This is a genomic window from Pseudomonas fitomaticsae, from assembly GCF_021018765.1.
In the GTDB taxonomy this organism is placed as follows: Bacteria; Pseudomonadota; Gammaproteobacteria; order Pseudomonadales; family Pseudomonadaceae; genus Aquipseudomonas; species Aquipseudomonas fitomaticsae.
On record NZ_CP075567.1, the window covers coordinates 4,007,975 to 4,031,389 of the forward strand.

19 protein-coding genes and 1 pseudogene are annotated in these 23,415 nt (G+C 60.6%); 12 read left to right on the plus strand and 8 right to left on the minus strand.

The annotated features are described in order from the left end of the window. Positions 1 to 32 precede the first annotated feature (32 nt). The gene (locus tag KJY40_RS17940) at positions 33 to 800 is read left to right on the plus strand and encodes an SDR family oxidoreductase (protein WP_085687598.1); all 768 of its coding nucleotides are present in this window, start codon (positions 33 to 35) and stop codon (positions 798 to 800) included. A gap of 683 nt (positions 801 to 1,483) precedes the next feature. On the opposite strand, the gene KJY40_RS17950 is transcribed toward KJY40_RS17940, so the two are convergent. Then, positions 1,484 to 1,741 (minus strand): DUF1652 domain-containing protein, encoded by a 258-nt coding sequence (locus KJY40_RS17950; RefSeq protein WP_230731519.1) that lies wholly within the window; start codon positions 1,739 to 1,741, stop codon positions 1,484 to 1,486. A gap of 191 nt (positions 1,742 to 1,932) precedes the next feature. Beyond that, positions 1,933 to 3,423: a helix-turn-helix transcriptional regulator gene (locus KJY40_RS17955; protein WP_230731521.1), complete on the minus strand. Its 1,491-nt coding sequence runs from the start codon at positions 3,421 to 3,423 to the stop codon at positions 1,933 to 1,935. Positions 3,424 to 3,623: 200 nt separating this feature from the next. Here KJY40_RS17955 and KJY40_RS17960 point away from each other — a divergent pair, with 200 nt between their 5' ends. After that, positions 3,624 to 3,815 (plus strand): hypothetical protein, encoded by a 192-nt coding sequence (locus KJY40_RS17960; protein ID WP_230731522.1) that lies wholly within the window; start codon positions 3,624 to 3,626, stop codon positions 3,813 to 3,815. A gap of 159 nt (positions 3,816 to 3,974) precedes the next feature. On the opposite strand, the pseudogene KJY40_RS17965 reads toward KJY40_RS17960, so the two are convergent. Beyond that, a pseudogene (locus tag KJY40_RS17965) lies at positions 3,975 to 4,154 on the minus strand (sigma factor); the annotation flags it as partial. A gap of 326 nt (positions 4,155 to 4,480) precedes the next feature. Here KJY40_RS17965 and KJY40_RS17970 point away from each other — a divergent pair. Together KJY40_RS17970 and KJY40_RS17975 are read left to right on the plus strand one after the other, a co-directional pair. Then, entirely contained in the window at positions 4,481 to 5,968 is a 1,488-nt protein-coding gene (locus KJY40_RS17970) for an alkaline phosphatase D family protein (protein WP_230731524.1), read from the plus strand. Between the two features lie 23 nt (positions 5,969 to 5,991). Then, positions 5,992 to 6,756 (plus strand): hypothetical protein, encoded by a 765-nt coding sequence (locus tag KJY40_RS17975; protein WP_230731526.1) that lies wholly within the window; start codon positions 5,992 to 5,994, stop codon positions 6,754 to 6,756. A gap of 237 nt (positions 6,757 to 6,993) precedes the next feature. Here KJY40_RS17975 and KJY40_RS17980 read toward each other — a convergent pair whose 3' ends face one another. Then, on the minus strand, positions 6,994 to 8,277 hold the full coding sequence (locus tag KJY40_RS17980; protein WP_007952875.1) for a Zn-dependent hydrolase: 1,284 nt from the start codon (positions 8,275 to 8,277) through the stop codon (positions 6,994 to 6,996). 88 nt (positions 8,278 to 8,365) lie between these two features. Continuing rightward, positions 8,366 to 9,850 (minus strand): NCS1 family nucleobase:cation symporter-1, encoded by a 1,485-nt coding sequence (locus tag KJY40_RS17985; RefSeq protein ID WP_230731529.1) that lies wholly within the window; start codon positions 9,848 to 9,850, stop codon positions 8,366 to 8,368. A 621-nt stretch (positions 9,851 to 10,471) separates the two neighbouring features. On the opposite strand from KJY40_RS17985, the gene hydA reads away from it, so the two are divergent. The 3 genes from hydA to preA all read left to right on the plus strand — a co-directional run bounded on the left by hydA (position 10,472) and on the right by preA (position 14,722). Beyond that, entirely contained in the window at positions 10,472 to 11,911 is a 1,440-nt protein-coding gene (hydA, locus tag KJY40_RS17990; protein WP_230731531.1) for a dihydropyrimidinase, read from the plus strand. Between the two features lie 168 nt (positions 11,912 to 12,079). Then, positions 12,080 to 13,447 carry an NAD(P)-dependent oxidoreductase gene (locus KJY40_RS17995; RefSeq protein ID WP_134023198.1) on the plus strand — a complete coding sequence of 456 codons (1,368 nt, stop codon included), beginning with the start codon at positions 12,080 to 12,082 and terminating at the stop codon, positions 13,445 to 13,447. Further along, complete coding sequence (gene preA, locus KJY40_RS18000) at positions 13,448 to 14,722, plus strand: NAD-dependent dihydropyrimidine dehydrogenase subunit PreA (RefSeq protein WP_230731533.1); 1,275 nt, start codon at positions 13,448 to 13,450, stop codon at positions 14,720 to 14,722. Between the two features lie 259 nt (positions 14,723 to 14,981). On the opposite strand, the gene KJY40_RS18005 is transcribed toward preA, so the two are convergent. Further along, positions 14,982 to 15,602: a TetR/AcrR family transcriptional regulator gene (locus KJY40_RS18005; protein ID WP_007952885.1), complete on the minus strand. Its 621-nt coding sequence runs from the start codon at positions 15,600 to 15,602 to the stop codon at positions 14,982 to 14,984. Positions 15,603 to 15,796: 194 nt separating this feature from the next. On the opposite strand from KJY40_RS18005, the gene copC reads away from it, so the two are divergent. Continuing rightward, positions 15,797 to 16,159: a copper homeostasis periplasmic binding protein CopC gene (gene copC / locus KJY40_RS18010; protein ID WP_230731535.1), complete on the plus strand. Its 363-nt coding sequence runs from the start codon at positions 15,797 to 15,799 to the stop codon at positions 16,157 to 16,159. Positions 16,160 to 16,162: 3 nt separating this feature from the next. Continuing rightward, a complete protein-coding gene (gene copD / locus KJY40_RS18015) occupies positions 16,163 to 17,020 on the plus strand; it encodes a copper homeostasis membrane protein CopD (RefSeq protein ID WP_230731537.1) in 858 nt (285 codons plus the stop codon). A 2-nt stretch (positions 17,021 to 17,022) separates the two neighbouring features. On the opposite strand, the gene KJY40_RS18020 is transcribed toward copD, so the two are convergent. Both KJY40_RS18020 and KJY40_RS18025 read right to left on the minus strand, forming a co-directional pair. Then, a complete protein-coding gene (locus KJY40_RS18020) occupies positions 17,023 to 18,165 on the minus strand; it encodes an HlyD family secretion protein (protein ID WP_230731538.1) in 1,143 nt (380 codons plus the stop codon). After that, complete coding sequence (locus KJY40_RS18025; protein WP_230731541.1) at positions 18,162 to 19,817, minus strand: MFS transporter; 1,656 nt, start codon at positions 19,815 to 19,817, stop codon at positions 18,162 to 18,164. The genes KJY40_RS18020 and KJY40_RS18025 overlap by 4 nt, the downstream gene beginning before the upstream one ends. 196 nt (positions 19,818 to 20,013) lie before the next feature. Here KJY40_RS18025 and KJY40_RS18030 point away from each other — a divergent pair, with 196 nt between their 5' ends. The 3 genes from KJY40_RS18030 to KJY40_RS18040 all read left to right on the plus strand — a co-directional run bounded on the left by KJY40_RS18030 (position 20,014) and on the right by KJY40_RS18040 (position 23,406). Further along, entirely contained in the window at positions 20,014 to 20,964 is a 951-nt protein-coding gene (locus KJY40_RS18030; RefSeq protein WP_230731543.1) for a polysaccharide deacetylase family protein, read from the plus strand. Positions 20,965 to 21,136: 172 nt separating this feature from the next. Then, entirely contained in the window at positions 21,137 to 22,432 is a 1,296-nt protein-coding gene (locus KJY40_RS18035) for an OprD family porin (RefSeq protein ID WP_115078381.1), read from the plus strand. Positions 22,433 to 22,581: 149 nt separating this feature from the next. Then, a complete protein-coding gene (locus KJY40_RS18040) occupies positions 22,582 to 23,406 on the plus strand; it encodes an NAD-dependent epimerase/dehydratase family protein (RefSeq protein WP_115078382.1) in 825 nt (274 codons plus the stop codon). The last annotated feature ends 9 nt before the right edge of the window (positions 23,407 to 23,415 follow it).

Genomic DNA, 23,415 nt, shown 5'->3' on the forward strand with positions numbered 1-23,415 from the left:
CGTTATAACAAGGCTTACTACAAGGGAATCCCATGTCCAAGACTCAGTTGTTCGACCTCGACGGCAAGATCGCTTTCGTCTCCGGCGCCAGCCGTGGCATCGGTGAAGCCATCGCCAAATTGCTGGCCCAGCAAGGCGCCCACGTCATCGTTTCAAGCCGCAAACTCGAAGGCTGCCAACACGTGGCCGACGCCATCATCGCCGCCGGCGGCAAGGCCACAGCGGTCGCCTGCCACATCGGCGAAATGGAACAGATCAGCCAGGTCTTCGCCGGGATCAAGGAACAGTTCGGGCGCCTGGACATCCTGGTCAACAACGCCGCGACCAACCCGCAATTCTGCAACGTGCTGGACACCGACCTCGGTGCCTTCCAGAAAACCGTCGACGTGAACATCCGCGGCTACTTCTTCATGTCGGTGGAAGCCGGCAAGCTGATGCGCGAAAACGGCGGCGGCAGCATCATCAACGTGGCGTCGATCAACGGCATCTCGCCGGGGATCTTCCAGGGCATCTACTCGGTGACCAAAGCCGCCGTGATCAACATGACCAAAGTCTTCGCCAAGGAATGTGCGCAGTTCGGCATCCGCTGCAACGCCCTGCTGCCGGGCCTGACCGACACCAAATTCGCCTCGGCCCTGGTGAAAAACGACGCGATCCTGAAACAGGCCCTGACGCAGATCCCGCTCAAGCGCGTAGCCGACCCGAGCGAAATGGCCGGCGCCGTGCTGTACCTGGCGAGCGATGCCTCGAGCTACACCACCGGCGTATCGCTGAACGTGGACGGCGGTTTCCTGTCCTGATCCGCTTCTGACGCAAAAGAAAAGGCAGCCGAAGGGCTGCCTTTTTCATGCCTCCAGCACCTTCGGCAACTGCCAGCCGAAATGCACCGACAACAACCGCAACAACAGACACGCCGCCCCCGCCACCGAGCGCGACGATGAACGCAATCACCATCACCCCTAGCAGATCGAGCTGACTGCGCATCGCCGCAATCGCGCCTTCGACCGCAAACACCGCCGTGCCGACCAGATCAGCCACCAGCACAATCCACTCGACCCGCGCCTTCACAGGTGCCCGACTTATTGAGTGACGCAACGGGTCTTGGTGATGTGTCGAGTTACTTGCCCGTCGGCATAGGCATCACCGGCGACCTCGGTATTTTCCATGACCTGACAAGTCCGCTCAGGTGGCGGAGGCGGTGCTGCCGGCGGAGGGGGTGGAGGACTGGCACAACCGCCAATCACCACCAGACAAAAGGTCAATGACAACGGTGAACACACGCGTTTCCCAGGATTGTTCATAGGATGACCCGCGATGAAGGGAAGACCCACTTCTGCAACCGCTCACGGTAAAACCCGGCAGCAGAAAACCTGACCACTCATTCCTTATAGACCAGTCGCCTGCAAGTGCCAGTGAAATGGCCGATTCCGGCCCGGCGGGCTGTCGATTTCGCCGCACTTGCCTCAATCAGGGTACGGCGCGTCTATGCCAGGTCAGGGTCAGCCGATGACTGCAAGGGGTTGCTCTGCATCTCAAAGCGCAACTCCTCGACCAGCGCGGCTAGCGCTTCGGGTGTGCGCAAGGCCTCCAGACTCAATGCGCTGATGACAAGATCCACCCTTCCGGAGACCGGGTGATAAAGCTTCACCGTCAGCGAATGCTGGCCATCGACCGTGCACTCGCAGGCCAACGGCGAAAAGCTGCGTTCAAGCTGCGCACGCAATTGCGCCAGATAGATCACTGCGAAGGCTCCGGACCTGGACGCACGACACCGGGTTCGATGACAGACAATACATTCATGGGCTGATCCATTAGCGGTTTCGAAAGGGACACGATCACGGGAAACTCTCCGTATCGCACCTCACCAGACTAAGAACAGCCCGCCGGCTCCAACACCCGAATTTGCACCCCATGAACTAGTGCATTTGCACCTTACCGCTGCCCCCGACCGCCCCCCGAAAACAACCCACGCTCGCGAGCCCAGACAATCGCCTCGCTGCGACTGTGCACGTCGAGCTTGGAATACACCGTCGCCACATGATTGCGCACCGTGTTCGGCGCCAGTTTCAACCGCGCAGCAATCTCCTTGTCCGCCAGCCCCTCGCAGATCAACCCCAGCACATCACGTTCGCGAGCCGTCAGGTCAGTGAACGAAACGCTAGGCAGTTGCGGCGAATTGACCCTCTTCACATTGGCCAGCTTTTCGATCAGCGTACGGCTGAACCACGACGCATCCTTCATCACCTCTTCAATCGCCGCCACCAGCTCAAGCTCGGTGCGCTTGCGCTCGGTGATGTCCATCAGCACCAGCAGATAGCAAACGGCGTCCTGGATGTTGACGGTATCGGCAGACACCGCGCACTCCAGCAGCTCGGCGTCTTTCCTGCGGATCCGCATATCGACGCGATCGACCCGGCCGGTCTTCTCCAGCGCCGCCAGCAACCGGGCGCGCTCCGCCGGCTCATCAATGAAATCCAGTTGCGCGACGGTCTTGCCAAGCACCTCGTCGCTCTCGTAAGCCAGGGTTTCAAGAAACGCCTGATTGACGTCGATCAGCCGCTGCTCGTCGGCGCTGCAAATCAGGATCGGCACCGGCGTCAGGCGGAAGGCCTTGGCAAACCGCTCTTCACTTTGGCGCAGAGCGACTTCAGCCTTGTGCCGCAGCTCCATGTCGACAAACGAAAACAGCATGCAATCCTCGTCGTTGAGCACCAGCGGCTGCCCCGCGACGATCACTTGTTTGCTGCCGCCGTCCGGCAGGCGCAATTCAGCCTGCATCTGCGGAATGGTCGCGACATCGCGCAGGCGCTGGATCGCCAGTTCCTTGCGCTCGGCCTGCTCGAGAATATCCAGCTCATAGGTCGAGGCGCCGATCACCTGATCGCGGGTATAGCCGGTCATCTCCAGAAACCCCGGGTTGACCTTGATGTAACGCAAATCGCTGAGGCGACAGATCACCGCCGGCGCCGGGTTGGCATTGAAGGTTTTTTCGAAGCGCTGTTCGGCGTTGGCCCAATCGGTGACGTCGCTCATGATCAGCACCAGCGACTCGATGTCGCCGTCGCGATCGGTCAACACCATGCTGCGCACGCTGTGCACCCAGGTGCGTTCCTCGTCACTGTTCGGGGTAACTTCGACCAGCACGTCGCTGAAGGTTTCCCCGGCCGCCACGCGGCTGATCGGGTACTGCTCCGGCGTCAGTGTATGGTTGTTGCGATAGCGCAGGTTGAAGCGCTCGACGTATTCCCCGGCGTTGTTGCCCAGCTCGCCGATCCGGCTGACGCCATGCATCGCCAGCGCGGCCTCGTTGGCCCAGAGAATGCTCTGGTCGAGTTCCAGCAGAATCACCCCGTCGGACAGCCCGGCAATGATCTGCTGCAACTGACGGCGATTGGTTTCGGTGGTCAGGACGTCCCGGCTCATTGGTTCTCCACAAGTACGCGCATGTGAAGATTACGACCGCAGGCTGTTGCGATCGTGCCGACGACCTCGGGAGCGTCGCAGAGCCGATGATCAAGACAGGCCTGCGGGGCATTCGCGCACCGGCAATTTCTCGACTAACGTTAGTACCTCATCGGATTGAGCCACTGCCTGCCAGCGGGCTCTTGATCAAGGAGAGACTGATGACATCCAGCCACATCGAAAAGACCTATCGCACGTGGTCCAGCCCCATTCTGCTGGAGCTGAAAAAGCGCGAGCACCAGATGGCGCCGGCCGAACGCCAGGCGCTTGAAAAAGTCCTGGTGGAAAGAAGGTTGCTGGACATTGGCAACCCTGACGGTCCTGATCGACGTCAGGGCAAGGCAGGCCTTTAAGGCTGCGATCTACACTGCCAGCCATGGAGTCCGGACTTACGCCTTTGAATGATCAGGTCTGCCACTCCAGCCATGATCCTGGAGTTCATGCAATGGAGCGATGGCACCCGTGCCAGGGCAAGCACCCGGCACGCCTCCATTCTTCATTGCAGGTCCAGGGCTCAGCCATGCGGCCGGTGCGGCGATGGAAGCCTGATCGGCCTCCAGCCATTTGATGAACAGCTCTTGCATCGCATCCTCGGCTTCCGCGCGGGAACCCAGAATGCGATACGCCAGCCCCAGCAGAAAGGGTCGTCGCTGTTCGAACACAGCGACGGATTTTTCAGCGAAGTTGCCCATGATGGAAAAGAATCCGATGACTGTCCGATTGTGCTCTAGAGTTGATTAACAGGCGCAACCCCGTGACTCATACGTGGGCACGCTTGATACCGACTCCAGCAGTGTCCGGTCCTGACTTTTTGAAAGTTCAAGGTTTGCATCATGACACTGCCCTGCGATCCAACCCGAACAGCACTGTATCCGCCCGGACATCCTGAGCGCGCCTTTTTCGTCGTGGCCCTCTGCGCCTTGAAACGCCGCAGTGAAGCTGCGCGTCTGGCTGCGTTGTGCGTGTTCGACCGCATTGCGTTCGACCCGGCCCGGGCTTTCCGGCAAGGAGATCAACGATGATTCTGATCGCACGCCCACTGCTCAGCTCCCCACAGGCACCCGATATTCTGCGCCTGTGGGTGGGCGTGTTTGGTGTCGCCAATCCTGCGCCGCCTGCCTTCGCGTCAGGTTCGAAACCTGACGCCTTGAAAACGCTGGGGCCTGGTCCTTTCGGGCAATGGTTCGCCATCCGCGATGGCGTCACCAACGGCAGCGGTCAGGCACTCAATCATCAGGGCATTTTCAAATTGCCGAGGATCGGTCCCGGCGAGTCTCACGTGATTCGCATCACAACAGGCGCGCTGAGCAAGGATTTCACGTTCATCTCGCAGCCCGACCAGGTACCACTGAGCACCCCACTGAATCTGTTGCTTGGTTCCTGTTACTACCAGCCCAATGACGACGGCGGCCTTTTGACCTCCAGGGTTCGCCGACTGCCAACCCAGTACCGCCCCCACCTGTCTTTGCTGGCCGGCGACCAGGTTTATCTCGATGTTCCGGTCGTCGGTTCATGGCGGCTCACGCTGGATGCGATCAGGCAAATGATCGGTGACAAGTACTTCACGAACTGGTGCTCCGATCATTTGCACGTGTCCGGACTGCAGACCCTGTTGCAAACCGCGCCCACCGCGTGCATCCCCGATGATCACGAATTCTGGAACAACTACCCGCTGTTCCAGGCTCAGGTCATTCCGCAGCTCTGGATAAACAACGGCCAGTGGTCCGCCACGGCAATGGCGCTGTACGAGGACTATCAGCTGGGCGATCAACATCCCCAGATACTCGACATGGATAGTTTTCAGCGCATCGAGATCGATCCGCTGAGCATCCTGATGCTCGACACCCGCAGCCGTCGGGACGACAAGTTCGATCAACTGATGCCTCCGGCGGCCGAGGCGGAACTTGCCCGATGGGGCGAGGACCTGATCAAGGCCAAGCAAAACAACACGCCCAAAGTGGGCGTTCTTTCGGCCGGTCAGCCGCTGTTCACCGACCCGCCCGGGGTTATCGGCCGACGTTTCATCGATGGTGATCTGGCTAACTACCGTCAGTTCGAAAAAATCGAAGCGCAACTGGTCAACCTCGCCAGCCACGGTATTCCGGTCGTATTCCTCACCGGCGATGTTCACTGGAGTCGTGTCTGCGTGGCGCGCTACGGAACCTTCCCGACCCCCATGCTGTTTGAAGTGATCTGCTCGCCATCCACGCTGATCCCTCGTGACAGCCTCAGGGACATTGCATGGGACACCCTTCGTGGCGAAGCCTGGCCGGGTTACCCCGACCCTCTGGAACCCCTGCCAAAATTCGGGCGAAACAACAGTTTCAAGATCTCCAAATCAGAAGATGACGGTTACTTTTCCTGCAAGGGAAACCAGATTTCAGTCCTGCAGTTCAAGCGCGCCGGTGGAGGTCTGGACATGACCGTGAATTTCTTCGATGTCAGCGATGAACCACGCCTGCAAAAAACCAAGAGCACCCAGCCCTACAAACTTCGCTTCTATTGATCGCGTCCACAAGGAGACTCGTCATGGCGCATGCTCATAATTCTTCGGCAGAAAAACCCAATCCGAAATTCAAGGAGCTCAAACGCAACAAACAGGAAAACAATGAGGAGTGGATGCAGCGTGCGATTCAGAAGCTGGGGCTGAGTCTGGAAAAATGGTCATTCATTGCCCTGTTCGGCGCCGATGACACCCTGGCGTTCAGACTACGGGTCGCGCAGTCGCATTTACGTAATGACCTGCTGCCTTCCTATTGGTCCGATGCAGCCTTGATCAAGGTCGACGAGAAGGACTCCACGCATCTCAAGGTCATTCACGTGCCGTTGTTCCAGCCGGAAAACGCGGAGTTCGCCACTAAGCGCAATGGTGTGATCGAGCAGTCTCTCAGGCATTTCACCAACCCCGAGCGCTGGCAGAACGTCTGTGTCATTGCCCTGCCGGTCGCACAGGCCACGGTGCTTGAGCTGGTCGAACACTTCAAGACCGCCCGCACACCAGTGGACAGTCTCGATTACCTGCTGCGCTGGCTGGCGTTCGCCTGGGGTGCCGGACGCACGTCCAACCCGATTCATGAGGGCATCGGCCTGCCTTCGGCCACCATGCTTGAAGTGGTGTACAACAATGCACAGTTCGATTTGACCCCGGGGCTCGAGTCGCGCGCGTCCTGTCCCGAATACCTGTGGATCATGGCCAAGTATTGGTATCCGTACTACGAACAGGTCGGTGCTCGCGAAATCCCTCGAGGCTTTTTCCATAAGCCGCAAGACTTCATGATCCATGAGCGCAATTGAATAAGGTTCAGTGGCCGGACCTGCCGTCCGGCCACCTCGATGCCGACATCGCGAACCCCAGTGCAAGGATCTCCTTGCGCAATTTTGAACGCTCGGCAACAGCCACTCCCGCACGCCACTCAAGCGCCAGTAACCGCCTGAGCGTCTGACGATGACTTTGATGGGCGACATTACGCGTCCCTGGCTTCCATTACAGGGGCGGCAACGTCGCACATTTTCATGAACGATTTATGAACATCACGCAGCGCGTTGTCCCCCGGCCACCGCTGCCGAAGCCGCCAGCATTGCCCGCAACAACACCGCACAGCCCGCCGCCAGATCGTCAGGCGCGGCATTTTCGATTTCGTTGTGGCTGATGCCGCCTTCGCACGGCACGAAGATCATCCCGGCCGGACCCAGTTCGGCGAGGAAAATCGCGTCGTGGCCGGCGCCGCTGACGATGTCCATGTGCGACAGGCCCAGGCCTTTGGCGGCGCCGCGCACGGCTTCGACACAGCCTTTTTCGAAGTACAGCGGCGGGAAGTCGGCGGTCGGAGTCAGTTCATAGGTCAGGCCGTGTTCTTCGCAGGTCGCTTCGATGACTTGCTTGACCTCGGCGATCATCGAGTCGAGGCGTGCCGGTTCCAGATGCCGGAAGTCGAGGGTCATGCGCACCTCGCCGGGGATGACGTTGCGCGAGCCGGGATAGGCTTGCAGGCAACCGACCGTGCCGCAGGCGTGGGGCTGATGACCGAGCGCTGCGCGATTGACCGCGCCGACGATCACCGAGGCGCCGACCAGGGCGTCCTTGCGCAGGTGCATCGGGGTCGGGCCGGCGTGGGCTTCGACGCCGCGCAGTTTCAGGTCGAACCACTTCTGCCCCAGTGCGCCGAGCACAACGCCGATGGTTTTCTGTTCGTCCTCAAGGATCGGGCCTTGTTCGATGTGCGCCTCGAAATAGGCGCCGACCTTGTGCCCGCTGACCTTGCGTGGCCCGGCGTAGCCGATGGCGTTCAGCGCTTCGCCGACCGTGACGCCGTCGGCATCGACCTTGGCCAGGGTTTCTTCGAGGGTGAATTTTTCCGCGAACACGCCGGAGCCCATCATGCACGGCGCGAAGCGTGAGCCTTCTTCGTTGGTCCAGACCACTACCTCCAGCGGTGCCTCGGTTTCAACGCCGAGGTCATTGAGGGTGCGCAACACCTCGACCCCGGCCAGCACGCCGAAGCAGCCGTCGAACTTGCCGCCGGTGGGCTGGGTGTCGATGTGGCTGCCGGTCATCACCGGCGGCAGGTTCGGATTGCGGCCGGGGCGGCGGGCGAAGATGTTGCCGACTTCATCGACCGTGACGCTGCAACCGGCGTCCTTGCACCACTGCACGAACAGGTCGCGGGCCTGGCGGTCGAGGTCGGTCAGGGCCAGGCGACAGACCCCGCCCTTGACCGTGGCGCCGAGTTTGGCCAGTTCCATGAGCGACGCCCACAAGCGGTCGCGGTTGATGTGCTGATGGGTCGATTGCAGAACGTCTACGGCTGCGTTCATGGGGATCTCCTCAGGCAGTTTTCTTATGGATATTGCTGCGGTGACTGTCCGGCCGCCATCGCTGGCAAGCCAGCGATGGGGCCCGCCCTCACACCGGTGTTTTCACGGCAGAAGGCTGCGCACGCATCGCGCACAACCCGTAATAGATCAACCCGCCCAGCGCCGAGCCGGTGAACCAGCCGTAGCTGTAGAACCAGCTGAACGCGCTGCTGCCCAGCGACAGCAGAGTCAGCACCACCGGCACGCCGAACGCGATGAACCCGGCCCAGTTCCACGCCGGGTACACGTCGTCGCGGTACAGGCCGGCCAGGTCCAGTTGCTGTTTCTTGATCAGGAAATAGTCCACCACCATGATCCCGGCAATCGGCCCGAGCAGGCTGGAATAGCCCAGCAACCAGTTCGAATACACGGTTTCCAGGCTGACATCGGAGACGATCAGCCCTAGCTTCTTCAGCAGCTCATGGCCCATCAGTGCCAGACCGACGAACCCGGTGAGGATCACCGCTTTGGTGCGGTTGATCACCTTGGGCGCGATGTTCTGGAAGTCGTTGGTTGGCGAGACGATGTTGGCGGCGGTGTTGGTCGACAGCGTGGCGATGATGATCAGCGCCATGGCCACCGCGACCCACACCGGGCTCTGGATATGGCCGATCAGGGTCACCGGATCGGAGACGCTGACGCCCACCAGTTTCACCGACGCCGCGGTCATCACCACGCCCAGTGCGGCGAACAGGAACATGGTCAGCGGCAGACCGAAAATCTGCCCGAGGATCTGATCCTTCTGGCTGCGGGCATACCGGCTGAAGTCAGGAATGTTCAGCGACAGCGTGGCCCAGAAACCCACCATCGCCGTCAGCCCGGCGGCGAAGTAACTGACCACGCTCGCGCCCTCGGGACGCTTCGGCGGAATCGCCAGCAATTCAGTCATCGACACATTCGGCATGGCCCACACCAGCAACCCGATGCCGACCGCCACCAACAGCGGCGCCGACAGGGTTTCCAGCCACTTGATCGATTCAGCGCCACGGATCACCACCCACAGGTTCAGCGCCCAGAAAATCATGAAACCGATCACCTCCCCCGTCCCGCCAAGGGATTTCCAGCCCTCGAACACCGAGCCGAGAAACAGGTGAATCGCCAGCCCGCCGAACATGGTCTGGATGCCGAACCAGCCGCACGCCACCAGTGCGCGGATCAGGCACGGCACGTTCGAGCCGAGGATCCCGAACGATGAGCGCAACAGCACCGGAAACGGAATCCCGTATTTGGTGCCGGGAAACGCATTGAGTGTGAGGGGAATCAAAACGATGACGTTGGCAAACAGAATCGCCAGCAAGGCTTCGCCGACGCTCAGGCCGAAATATGCGGTGAGCACGCCGCCGAGGGTGTAGGTCGGCACGCAGATCGACATGCCGACCCACAGCGCGGTGATGTGCCATTTGTTCCAGGTTCGTTCGCGCACCTTGGTCGGTGCCATGTCGTGGTTGTAACGGGGACTGTCGAGGACGTCGCTGCCGGCTTCGAGTTCGAACAAGCCGTCGCGCTCGGTCACTTGCGATCTGTTCTGTTGCATGGCCGCTCCACTGTTCTTCTGATTATTTTTTTGCTCATCAGGCGGCTGCACACGCAGGTGCGAGCCGAACGATGGCCGGAGGAACTGACAACTTTCATGCACCGGCCATGGTGTCAGCGGCGGCATCAATAAACGTGCCGGGTGCCCCGCTTTCGCATCGGGCCGTGCTTTCTATTTCCTGCAACTTACTGATGTTTATCAGTTTTAATTAATCACCTGGTGAGGCCGCGAAAACTTGACTGAACACTCAGGCTAAATGCCAGGCAAGTTGTCCGAACTGTCAGGACTCAATCTGGTGCACTGCATTATTTTTCTTCAGAACGCATCACCCGCAGCTCAACTTCAAGCGGCTGATTTCACATAGGAAATCTTGCTCATATTTCCAACCTGTCAAGTGCGTCAAAATGGTGAAGCGCCTCACCATTTTGGTGATTTTGTATTTTTATCTTTATTTATCAGCCACTTAAAACAGTCATAAGCTTATAAAAAATAATCTTGATCAATTGCAGAACTGCGACTAGCGTCTATTCCTGACAGCGCTGACAAGATTACGCATTTGGCGCTGCAAACAATAAAACACTAGAACCGGCACCAGTCGGTCATGCCTGCGAGGAACTCGGAATGTCTCTGTTGATCCGTGGCGCCACCGTTGTTACCCATGATGAAAGTTACCGCGCCGATATCTATTGCGCTGACGGCGTGATCAAAGCCATTGGTGAAAACCTGGATGTTCCCGCCGGCGCCGAAGTGCTCGACGGCAGCGGTCAATTCCTGATGCCCGGCGGCATCGATCCGCACACCCACATGCAACTCCCGTTCATGGGCACCGTGGCCAGCGAAGACTTCTACAGCGGCACCGCTGCTGGCCTGGCCGGTGGCACCACCTCGATCATCGATTTCGTGATTCCCAACCCGCAGCAATCGCTGCTTGAAGCCTTTCACCAGTGGCGTGGCTGGGCGGAAAAGTCCGCGTCGGATTACGGTTTCCACGTCGCGATCACCTGGTGGAGTGAACAGGTGCGCGAGGAAATGGCCGAGCTGGTCAGCTATCACGGGATCAACAGCTTCAAGCATTTCATGGCCTACAAAAACGCGATCATGGCCGCCGACGACACACTGGTGGCGAGCTTCGAGCGCTGCCTGGAACTCGGCGCCGTGCCGACCGTGCACGCGGAAAACGGCGAGCTGGTCTATCACCTGCAACGCAAGTTGATGGCCCAGGGCATCACCGGGCCGGAAGCGCATCCGCTGTCGCGGCCGTCTCAGGTTGAAGGTGAAGCGGCGAGCCGGGCGATCCGTATCGCTGAAACCATCGGCACGCCGCTGTACCTGGTACATGTCTCGACCAAGGAAGCCCTCGACGAAATCACCTATGCCCGCAGCAAGGGCCAACCGGTCTACGGCGAAGTGCTGGCCGGGCATCTGCTGCTGGACGACAGTGTCTATCAGCACCCGGACTGGCAGACCGCCGCCGGCTACGTGATGAGCCCGCCGTTTCGCCCGCGCGGGCATCAGGAGGCGCTGTGGCATGGTTTGCAAAGCGGCAATCTGCACACCACCGCCACCGACCATTGCTGCTTCTGCGCCGAGCAGAAAGCCGCCGGCCGTGACGATTTCAGCAAGATCCCCAACGGCACCGCCGGCATCGAAGACCGCATGGCGGTGTTGTGGGATGAAGGGGTGAACTCGGGACGGTTGTCGATGCAGGACTTCGTCGCCCTCACCTCAACCAACACCGCGAAAATCTTCAACCTCTACCCGCGAAAAGGCGCGATCCGCGTCGGCGCCGATGCCGACCTGGTGCTGTGGGACCCGCAAGGTACTCGCACCATCTCCGCCAAGACCCACCATCAGCAGGTGGACTTCAACATCTTCGAAGGCAAGACCGTGACCGGTGTGCCGAGCCATACCGTCAGCCAGGGTCGGGTGGTCTGGGCCGACGGTGACCTGCGCGCCGAGCGTGGGGCGGGCCGGTATATCGAACGGCCGGCGTATCCGGCGGTGTTTGATTTGCTGAGCAAGCGGGCTGAGCAACATAAGCCTACTGCTGTGAAACGCTGAAAGCGGCCTTCGGCCTCATCGCTGGCAAGCCCGCTCCCACAGTTTTTTTATGAGCGCCATAGATCCCTGTGGGAGCTGGCTTGCCAGCGATGAGGCCAGTTCAGGCAACACAAAAAACCACTGCCCGACAGAGGCAGAAAACCTCAATTAACCGTGAGGCAAAAAACCGTGATCGAGACCCTGAACCATCTCCCGCACCCGCACGAAAGTGCGGCCGCCCTCGCCGGCCATTTCACCGATCTGGCGCCGCCGCTCAACGACCGTCAGGCACATCTGGAAGCCTCGCGCTGCCTGTATTGCTACGACGCGCCGTGCGTGAATGCGTGCCCGAGCGAGATCGACATTCCGTCGTTCATCCGCAACATCCACCAGGACAACGTGCCCGGCGCGGCGCAGAAAATCCTTTCGGCGAATATCCTCGGCGGTAGCTGCGCGCGGGTCTGTCCGACCGAAATCCTCTGCCAGCAAGCCTGCGTGCGCAACAACGCCCACGAATGCGCGCCGGTGCTGATCGGCCTGCTGCAACGCTACGCCGTGGACAACGCGCACTTCACCGAGCACCCGTTCCAGCGCGCCGCCGCCACCGGCAAACGCATCGCCGTGGTCGGTGCCGGCCCGGCGGGTTTGTCCTGCGCCCATCGCAGTGCCATGCACGGCCATGACGTGGTGATTTTCGAAGCGCGGGAGAAGGCTGGCGGGCTCAACGAATACGGGATCGCCAAGTACAAACTGGTCGACGACTACGCACAGAAGGAACTGGATTTCCTCCTGCAGATCGGTGGCATCGAAATCCGTCACGGCCAGAAACTCGGTGAGAATCTGACCCTCAGCGAACTGCACCAACAGTTCGACGCGGTGTTCCTCGGCCTCGGCCTGAACGCCAGCAAGCAACTCGGCCTGGCCCACGAAGACGCCCCCGGCCTGCTCGCCGCCACCGACTACATCCGCGAACTGCGCCAGGCCGATGACCTGTCGCAATTGCCGCTGGCCGAACATTGCATCGTCCTCGGCGCCGGCAACACCGCCATCGACATGGCCGTGCAAATGGCCCGCCTCGGTGCGCGCGACGTCAATCTGGTCTATCGCCGTGGCGCGGCGGACATGGGCGCCACCGGCCATGAACAGGACATCGCCAAGGCCAATCAGGTGCGGCTGCTGACCTGGGCACAACCGGACGAAGTGCTGCTCGACGCTCAAGGCAAAGTACGCGGCATGCGCTTCGCCCGTACCCATCTGGTGGACGGTCGTCTGCAAACCACTGGCGAGACTTTCGAGTTGGCCGCCGATGCGATCTTCAAAGCCATCGGCCAGGCCTTCGACGGCAGTGCCCTCGCCGACCCGCTGGCCCGCGAACTCAAGCGTCAGGGCGAACGCATCCAGGTCGATGAAAACCTGCGCACCAGCATCCCCGGCGTATATGCGGGCGGCGACTGCACCAGCCTCGATCAGGACCTGACCGTGCAAGCGGTGCAACACGGCAAGCGCGCCGCCGAGGCGATCAACGCTCAACTGATGCTCAACGTGGAGGCTGCGTAAATGGCCGATCTTTCGATTGTCTTCGCCGGTATCAAAGCCCCCAATCCGTTCTGGCTGGCCTCCGCGCCACCGACCGACAAGGCCTATAACGTGGTGCGCGCCTTCGAGGCCGGCTGGGGTGGCGTGGTCTGGAAAACCCTGGGGGAAGACCCGGCGGCGGTCAACGTTTCGTCGCGCTACTCGGCGCATTACGGCAACAACCGCGAAGTGCTGGGCATCAACAACATCGAACTGATCACCGACCGGTCGCTGGAAATCAACCTGCGGGAAATCACCCAGGTGAAGAAGGACTGGCCGGATCGCGCGCTGATCGTGTCGCTGATGGTGCCCTGCGTCGAGGAGTCGTGGAAACACATTCTGCCGCTGGTGGAAGCCACCGGCGCTGACGGCATCGAGTTGAACTTCGGTTGCCCCCACGGCATGCCCGAACGCGGCATGGGCGCGGCGGTCGGTCAGGTGCCGGAGTACGTCGAGCAGGTGACGCGCTGGTGCAAGACCTACTGCTCGCTGCCGGTGATCGTCAAGCTGACGCCGAACATCACCGACATCCGCGTCGCCGCCCGCGCCGCGCACCGGGGTGGCGCCGATGCTGTGTCGCTGATCAACACCATCAACTCGATTACCAGTGTCGATCTGGAACACATGGTCGCCCTGCCCACCGTCGGCAGCAAAAGCACCCACGGCGGTTATTGCGGCTCGGCGGTCAAGCCGATTGCCTTGAACATGGTCGCAGAAATCGCTCGTGACCCGCAGACCCAGGGCCTGCCGATCTGCGGCATTGGCGGCATTGGCAGTTGGCGCGACGCGGCGGAGTTCATTGCCTTGGGCAGCGGCGCAGTGCAGGTGTGCACGGCGGCGATGCTGCATGGTTTCCGGATTGTCGATGAGATGAAGGACGGCCTTTCGCGGTGGATGGACAGTCAGGGTTACGCCAGCATCGCCGAGTTTTCCGGGCGTGCGGTGGGTAATACCACGGACTGGAAGTACCTGGACATCAACTATCAGGTGATCGCGAAGATCGACCAGGAGGCGTGCATCGGATGCGGGCGTTGCCACATTGCCTGCGAAGACACGTCACACCAGGCGATCAGCAGCCTGAAACAGGCCGATGGTACGCATAAATATGAAGTGATCGATGATGAGTGTGTGGGGTGCAATCTGTGTCAGATCACCTGTCCGGTGGCGGACTGTATCGAGATGGTGCCCATGGAGACGGGCAAGCCGTTTCTGGACTGGAATCATGATCCGAGGAATCCCTACCACGTTGCTGTCTAGATTGGCGTTTTGATCCGAAAGCCCCCTCACCCTAACCCTCTCCCAAAGGGAGAGGGAACTGATTGGGGGATATTGACGAATTACACCGACGTGAAAGTTTGGCTGTGAATCCATATTGGAAACAGCTAGGACGCCGCTGTGATTCCATAATCGACTCGGTGATTCAGGTCGATGTATAGCGAATGACACCTCGGTCAGTTCCCTCTCCCTCCGGGAGAGGGCTGGGGTGAGGGCCTGGATCGTCCCATCAAAACAATTCTCAGGGTTCTAATCCAATCCCCCGCAAAATCACACTCGTCACCGTCTGTACCGCCCGCTCGAACTGCATGTCCGACAGCGGCTGGTGCTCATTCAGAATATTCACCTGATGATCAAAGTCCGCATAGTGCTGCGTCGACGCCCAGATCATGTACAGCAGGCTGGAAGGCTCCACCGGCAGAATCCGCTTGTCCTCCACCCACTGCCGGATCTTCGCTTCTTTCATCTTCGCCCAGTCATACAGGCTCACATCCAGCGCCTCGCCGAGGGTCGGCGCGCCGTGGATGATTTCGTTGGCCCAGACTTTCGAGCCATACGGCCGGCTGCGCGAGTGATTCATCTTGGCGCGGATGTAGCTGCTGAGCACCACACGCGGATCGTCGAACATCTCGAAGCACAGCGCGTCCTGCTTCCACACTTCCAGCAGGTCGAACAGCACCGCGCTGTACAGCTCGCTCTTGGTCGAAAAGTAGTAATGCAGGTTGGATCGCGGCAGCTGCACTTCAGCAGCGATGTCCGCCATGGCGGTGCCGCCGAAGCCTTTTTCGGCGAAGACTTTTTCCGCCGCCAGCAGGATCTTGTCGACGTTGGTGCGGCGGATTTCGATCTTGTGATTGCCCATGAGGGCTCCCTGAAGACAACGTTGTTGAAGACTAGCATCCGCTCTGTGCAAGGGGCGACAGTCGAGAACGATTCTTCACACACCCTGGCATTTTTCTGGTTCAGGATCGCCACCCGCCTGCTTGTCTCACCTCAAGGCAACGTGCACGACACGCCCTATACTGTCGACCGTCACTCACTGAAAAGGGATTTCCCATGAAGCTGAAAAACCTGTTCACCGCTGGCGCGCTGCTGGCCTCGCTGATCGTCACGTCCCAGGCTTTCGCCCACGCCCATCTGAAAACCCAGACCCCGCCTGCCGACAGCACCGTCACCGCGCCGGCAGAACTGCGCCTGGTGTTTTCCGAAGGCGTCGAAGCCAGCTTCACCAAAGTCACCGTGACCCACGACGGCAAGCCGGTGGCGGTCAAACCGCTGACCACCGAAGGCGACAAGAAAACCCTGATCGTCACCCCCGAAGCACCGCTGACCGCTGGCGAATACAAGGTCGAATGGCACGCGGTGTCGGTCGACACGCACAAGAGCGAAGGCGCTTATCAGTTCAAGGTTGGCCAGTAATTCATGAGCGAAGCGCTGGTGCTGTGCCGGTTCCTGCATTTCATCGTGGTGTTGATGCTGTTCGGGGCCTGGCTGTTCCGGCCCCTGCTGCTCAAGGGTGAAGCGCCGACGCTGGATCGGCACCTCGCGCGACTGGCTCGCTGGCTGGTGGCGATTGCCCTGGCCAGCGGCGTCACCTGGGCGTTGTTGATTACCGCCAGCATGGCCGGTTCGGCGGCTGCCGCGTTTGATCCGGCCACCGTCGAGCTAGTTTTCGGTCATACGTTTTTCGGTCAGGTCTGGCGCTGGCATCTACTGATAAACGCCCTGTTGCTGGCGTTACTGTTTACGCCGTGGCGTTCGAACCCGCCGTTGCGACTGGGCCTGAGCGCACTGCTGCTGATGACGCTGGCACCGGTTGGACACGGGGCAATGCTCGACGGTTTCAGTGGCCAGATGCTGATCCTCAATCAGGTCATCCACCTGACTTGCGTCGGTGCCTGGCTTGGCGGGCTGCTGATGCTGGTGATGATCCTGCGCCAACCCGAGCAGGCCGTGCACGAAGTCTTGCAGCGATTCAGCGGACTCGGTTACGGGCTGGTCGCCGGTCTGCTGTTCACCGGGCTGATCAACGTGCGCGTGCTCACCGGCCAATGGTGGCCGACGCCGCTGTTCTCGGGATTCGCCCTGATCCTGTTGATCAAGGCGCTGCTGGTGTTCGGCATGCTCGCACTGGCGCTGTTCAATCGCCTGCGGATCAACGATTGCGAACAACGGATCGACACCCTCAAGCGCAGCGTCATGCTCGAATGGCTGCTGGGGATCGGTGCCGTGGCGGCGGTTTCGGTGCTCGGCACCCTGCCACCGATGATCGCCGCCTGAGGTCAGTGTTTCTGGGTGTCGCCCGCCGCCGTATCAATGCTGACCACCACCGACATCCCCGGCCGCAGGCGCTCGCTCTCCTGCTGATCCGGATCGATGGTGATGCGCACCGGCACCCGCTGGGCGATTTTCACGAAGTTGCCGGTGGCGTTGTCGGCCTGCAACAACGCGAATTCGGAACCGGTGCCCGGCGAGATGTGCTGCACGTGGCCGGTGAATTTGCGGTGGTTCAACCCATCGACCGTGAAGCTCGCCGGTTGCCCGACGCGCACATTGTCCATCTGGGTTTCCTTGAGGTTGGCGATCACCCATTTCTGATTCGGCACCAGCGCCATCAACTGCGCCCCGGAATTGACGTAGGCACCGAGACGCACGCCGATCTGCCCGAGCTGACCGTCACGCGGGGCGATGATCCGGGTGTTGGACAAGTCGATCCGCGCCAGCTGCACCGCCGCCTCGGCACTGGCCACCGCCGCCTCCAGCGAACCGCGATTGACGATCACCGTTTGCAGATCCTGCCGGGCGATTTCCAGATTGGCCTTGGCCTGCGCCACCGCCGCAATGCTTTGCGCGTTGGCAGCCAGCGCTACGTCCATCTCGCGTTTGGACACGGAGCCGTCATTGACCAGCGCCTTGTTGCGTCGCAAGTCAGCCTCGCTTTTGCGCAACTGCGCTTCGCTGTCGGCCACCACCGCCTGACGTAATTTGATCGTCGCTTCGGCGCTGTTGCGCTGCTGCACCACGTTGGCCAGCGAGGCCTTCTGCACCGCCAGTTGTGCCAGCGACTGATCGAGGCGTTGCTGATAGATGCGGTCATCGAGACGCACCAGCAATTCCCCTTCCTTCACAAACTGGAAGTCCTGCACCGGTACTTCAAACACATACCCACTGAGTTGCGGGCCGATGATCGTCACCTGCCCGCGCACCAGGGCATTTTCAGTGGTCTCGACCGCGCTGCTGAACGGCGGCAACTGCCAGGCATAGAGCACGATCAACACGCCGACGATGGCAATCGCGGCAAAGCCCAGCGACGAGATGATCCGCACCCGTAACGAGCGCGGCTCGGTGTTCGGTGATGACGGCGGCGCCACGCCTTCAGGGGTGGCGGCGATGGCATTGGTGGTCGTAGTGGTCGGTTCGGTCATGAAGAAGTGGCACCGCTGGAAGGTACGGAAGGTGTCGGGGCGACGGCTCGGGTGGTGCTGATCAGCCACAGCGCACGGATGGAAATCCAGATCATGGTCAGGATCGCGATCACCGCGATCAGCATGAACACATCGTTATAGGCCAGCACGTTGGCCTCGCGGGTGGCGGCGTTCGCCAGGCTGCGAATGCCCGCCAGATTGCGCAGGCTCGGGTCGGCAATCAGCGAGCCGACCGCCGACCCGCCGCTCTGCACCCGGGCGGCGACACGCGGATCAGACATCACCAGTTGCTCGACGATGTGGCTGGAATGAAATTTTTCGCGCACGATCTGGAACGTCCCCAGCAACGCCGCGCCGATCAGGCCGCCGAGGTTATTGCAGATCCCGAACAACACCGAAAAGCTCACGAGGTTGCGCGGGTTGGTCAGCACGTTGCGCGTGCCCAGCACCATGGTCGGGCCGAGGAAAAAGGTACTGCCGAACGCCAGCAGAAACTGGCTGAAATACAGGTTACCGGGGCGGGTCAGGTTGTTCGATGAGCTGTCCATGATCGAGCCGGTGGCCATCAACGCCAGCGAGACGATCAGCGGCATCAGCAGGTGTTTCGGGTCGATGGTCAGCGCACTGGTCAGCAGCCCGGCGACACTGCCGATCAGCATCACCACATACAGGCTATGAAGCTGCTGGCTGCTCATGTTCAGGTTTTGCATGAAGCCCACGGCGCCGGTGGATTGCTCCGAGGTGACCATGCGAATCAGGATCACCGCCAGCGCCAGACGGATCATCACCCCGCTGCCAAGCCAGCGGGTCATCAGCATCGGGTTGCTGCGGTTATGTTCGATGGCCAGCCCCGCGAGAATCAGGGCAATCGACGCGGCCAGGGCGATGCCGATCCAGTCGGCCTCCAGCCACCAGTCGATCCGCCCCAAGGACAACACCGCGCACAACAGCGCGACGCCGCTGGCGAGGATCGCGAAGGTCAGGAAGTCGAGCGGTTCGAAGGTCTTGAACCGGTCACCCGGCGGCAGTTTGAGCATCAATACGCAGCCCAGCGACAGCAGCGCCATGCCCAACTCAAACAGGTACAGGCCGCGCCATTCGGCGATCTGCAACAGGTCTTCGGAAAACAGCCGCGCCAGTGGCAAAGCCAGTTGCGAAGTGCCAAGGCCCAGCACCAGCGCCTTCATCCGCCATTTGGCCGGGAACGCCTGCACCATGTAATACAGGCCCAGCGAACTGAGCGCCGCCCCGACCATGCCGTGCGCCGCACGCACGGCAACCGCCGAGTTCAGGTCATTGACGAACAGATGGCCGAAGGTCACCAGCGCATACAGCACCAGAAACACCTCGGTGAATGCGCGCAGCCCGAACTGCTGGCGAAACTTCACCAGCAGCAGGTTCATCGACACGTTGGTCATCACATACGCCGCCGGCAGCCAGGCCATCTCCGCCGTGGTCGCCCCGAGCGCGCCTTGCAGGTAAGGCAGGTTGGCGACCACCAGCGAATTGCCTAAGCCGCCGGTCAACGCCACCAGCAACCCGACCAGCGCGTAGGCCAGGCGCTTGGGGTTGGAGTGCAGCGGCGTCGAAGGGGAACCGGGCAGACTGGGCTTCTCGTGCGGCTGCCAGTTGCGCGGGGCGTATTGGTTCATTGATCGGCCTTGTACGGTGATGGCTTGAGTTTGCCGCAAAACGGCAGGCAAACCCATATCCCTGTGGGTGCTGGCTCAAACGGGCCTGGAGTGGATTCGTAAATTTTGTTTAAAGGTCATCTCGCCCGCAGCGGATTTTTCCCGCGCCTGGCGAATGCCAACCTTGCGGCACTTCTCAACCTGCAAGGTGCCCGTTATGACCACTCCTCGCTGGCAACGCTCCCCGCGTCTGCTGAAAAACCTGCTGGCCGCCGCGCTGTTGCTGCCCGCCCTCGCCTTTGCTCAGGAACGCCCGTGGCCGGATGGCTCGCAACTGGTGATTTCGGTGTCGATGCAATTCGAAGCCGGCGGCCAGCCCGAAGGCGCTGAAAGCCCCTTCTCCGGCACACCGCTGGCAAAAGGTTATCCGGACCTGCCGGCGCAGACCTGGTTCGATTACGGCTACAAGGAAGGCCTGTGGCGCATGCTCGATCTGTGGGATCGCACCGGCATCAAAGTCACCTCCCATGTGGTCGGCGAAGCGGCGCTCAAGCACCCGGAACTGGCCAAGGCGATCGCCGAGCGCGGTCATGAACTGGCGGCCCACGGCATGCGCTGGGCGGATTCGTACAACATGAATTACGCCCAGGAAAAGCAGTTCATCGGCGACGGCGTCGCAGCGGTGGAGAAAATCACCGGCCAGCGCTCGGTCGGCTACAACGCCAACTGGCTGCGCCGCAGTCCCAATACGCTGAAGGTGCTGCAGGATCTGAACTTCACCTACCACATCGACGACGTCAGCCGCGACGAGCCCTTCGTGACCATGGTTCGCGGGCGAAAATTCGCCGTGGTGCCGTACACCCTGCGCAACAACGACATCGTGCTGATCGAGGGCCGGCATTTCTCCGCCGAGCAGTTCTACCAGCAACTGGTGCTGGAATTCGATCGCCTCTACGCCGAAGGCGCGAGCAAGCGGCGGATGATGTCGGTGAGTCTGCACGACCGTATTGGCGGCACCCCGGCGATGGTCGAAGCCATGGAGCGTTTTATCCGTTACGCCCAGTCCCATTCGAAAGTGAAATTCATGCGCAAGGATCAGATCGCGCAAATCGTGCTGACCGAGAAAGACCCACTGATCGATAACACTGAAGCGCTCTACAACCAGTAAAAGCGACCGAAAGCAGCCCTCTTCACAGCGTTTGGAGGGCTGTCCGCTCTCTCAAAGTCATCGTACAACGCCCTGTTGACATTTCCGGAAAACCTCGCAAATATCCGCAACCATGTTGTACGACGACGTATAACAAATAATAAAAACAACAAACGAAACAGGGAGCGTCACAGTGAGCACACTCGTCTGCAATTCCGTCCGCACGTCCCGTTTTTCTGTCCCCCGCCCGCGTTCCACCCTGAGCCTGATCGGCTGCAGCAGTCTCGCCCTCGTCTTGCCGATGAGCGCCGATGCCGAAGGCTTTATCGAAGACAGCAAAGCCACCCTGAACCTGCGCAACGCCTACTTCAATCGCAACTTCGTCAACCCGAACTATCCGCAGGGCAAGGCTGAAGAGTGGACGCAAAACTTCATTCTCGACGCCAAATCCGGTTTCACCCAAGGCACTGTCGGCTTCGGCCTGGACGTACTGGGGCTGTACTCGCAGAAGCTCGATGGCGGCAAAGGTACCGGCGGTACGCAGTTATTGCCGATCCACGATGACGGGCGCCCGGCGGACAATTTCGGGCGTCTGGGCGTGGCGCTCAAGGCCAAGGTGTCGAAGACCGAATTGAAGGTCGGTGAATGGATGCCGGTGTTGCCCATCCTGCGCTCGGACGATGGCCGCTCCCTGCCGCAGACCTTTCGCGGTGGCCAGGTCACGTCTACCGAAATCAATGGCTTGACCCTTTACGGCGGCCAGTTCCGTGGCAACAGTCCGCGCAACGACGCGAGCATGGAAGACATGTCGATGAACGGCCGAGGCGCATTCACCTCCGACCGCTTCAACTTCGGCGGCGGCGAATACACCTTCAACGACAAACGCACGCTTGTCGGTGTGTGGTACGCCGAACTCAGCGACATCTACCAGCAGCAGTATTTCAACCTCAGCCACAGCCAGCCACTGGGCGACTGGACGTTGGGCGCCAACCTCGGCTTCTTCACCGGCAAGGAAGACGGCAGCGCTCAGGCCGGCGACCTCGACAACAAAACCGCGTTCGCCATGCTCTCGGCCAGGTACGGCGGCAACACGTTCTACATCGGCCTGCAAAAACTCACTGGCGACGATGCCTGGATGCGCGTCAACGGCACCAGCGGCGGCACCCTGGCCAACGACAGCTACAACGCCAGCTACGACAACGCGAAGGAGCGCTCCTGGCAGATTCGCCACGACTACAACTTCGTAGTCCTCGGCGTCCCCGGGCTGACGATGATGAACCGCTACATCAGCGGCGACAACGTACACACCGGCACCATCACCGATGGCAAGGAATGGGGTCGCGAATCGGAACTGGCCTACACCGTTCAGAGCGGTCCGCTGAAGAATCTCAACGTCAAATGGCGCAACGCAACGATTCGCCGCGACTTCAGCACCAATGAATTCGATGAGAACCGGATCTTCATCAGTTACCCGATTTCGTTGCTGTAAACCCTGGCATGACGTGAACGGAGGGTGCATCCGCCTTCCGTCATTTACACCAAAAGTCGCGTTGACAAGTTCCGGAAACCCTACCGATACTTCAGCGCAGTCATACGACAACCTACAACAAACCTAATAACAACGTGTAAGGGATTGCCATGACGCCCACCTCCACCGCCCCAACTCCGTTCAATCGCCTGCTGCTGACCGGCGCCGCCGGTGGCCTGGGCAAAGTCTTGCGCGAACGTCTGCGCCCGTATGCCAACGTGCTCCGTCTGTCGGACATCGCCGCCCTCGCCCCGGCCATCGATGACCGGGAAGAAGTCGTGCTCTGCGACCTCGCCGACAAAACCGCCGTGCATCAACTGGTCGAAGGCGTGGATGCGATCCTGCATTTCGGTGGCGTTTCAGTGGAGCGCCCCTTCGAAGAAATCCTCGGTGCCAATATCTGCGGTGTGTTCCACCTCTATGAAGCGGCACGCCGCCACGGCGTCAAACGGGTGATCTTCGCCAGCTCCAACCATGTCATCGGCTTCTACAAACAGGATGAGCACCTCGACGCCAGCTCTGCTCGCCGCCCTGACGGCTACTACGGCCTGTCCAAGTCCTACGGCGAAGACATGGCCAGTTTCTACTTCGATCGCTATGGCATCGAAACCGTCAGCATCCGCATCGGCTCGTCGTTTCCCGAACCGCAGAACCGCCGAATGATGCACACCTGGCTGAGCTTCGACGACCTCACCCAATTGCTCGAACGTTCGCTGTACACCCCCAACGTCGGCCACACCGTGGTCTATGGCATGTCCGACAACAAGGACGTGTGGTGGGACAACCGCTTCGCCAGCCACCTCGGTTTCGCGGCCAAAGACACGTCCGAAGTGTTTCGCGAAAAAGTCGAGGCGCAGCCGATGCCCGCCAGCGATGACCCGGCGCGGATCTATCAGGGCGGCGCCTTCGTTGCGGCCGGCCCGTTTGACGACTGACCCGCGCGA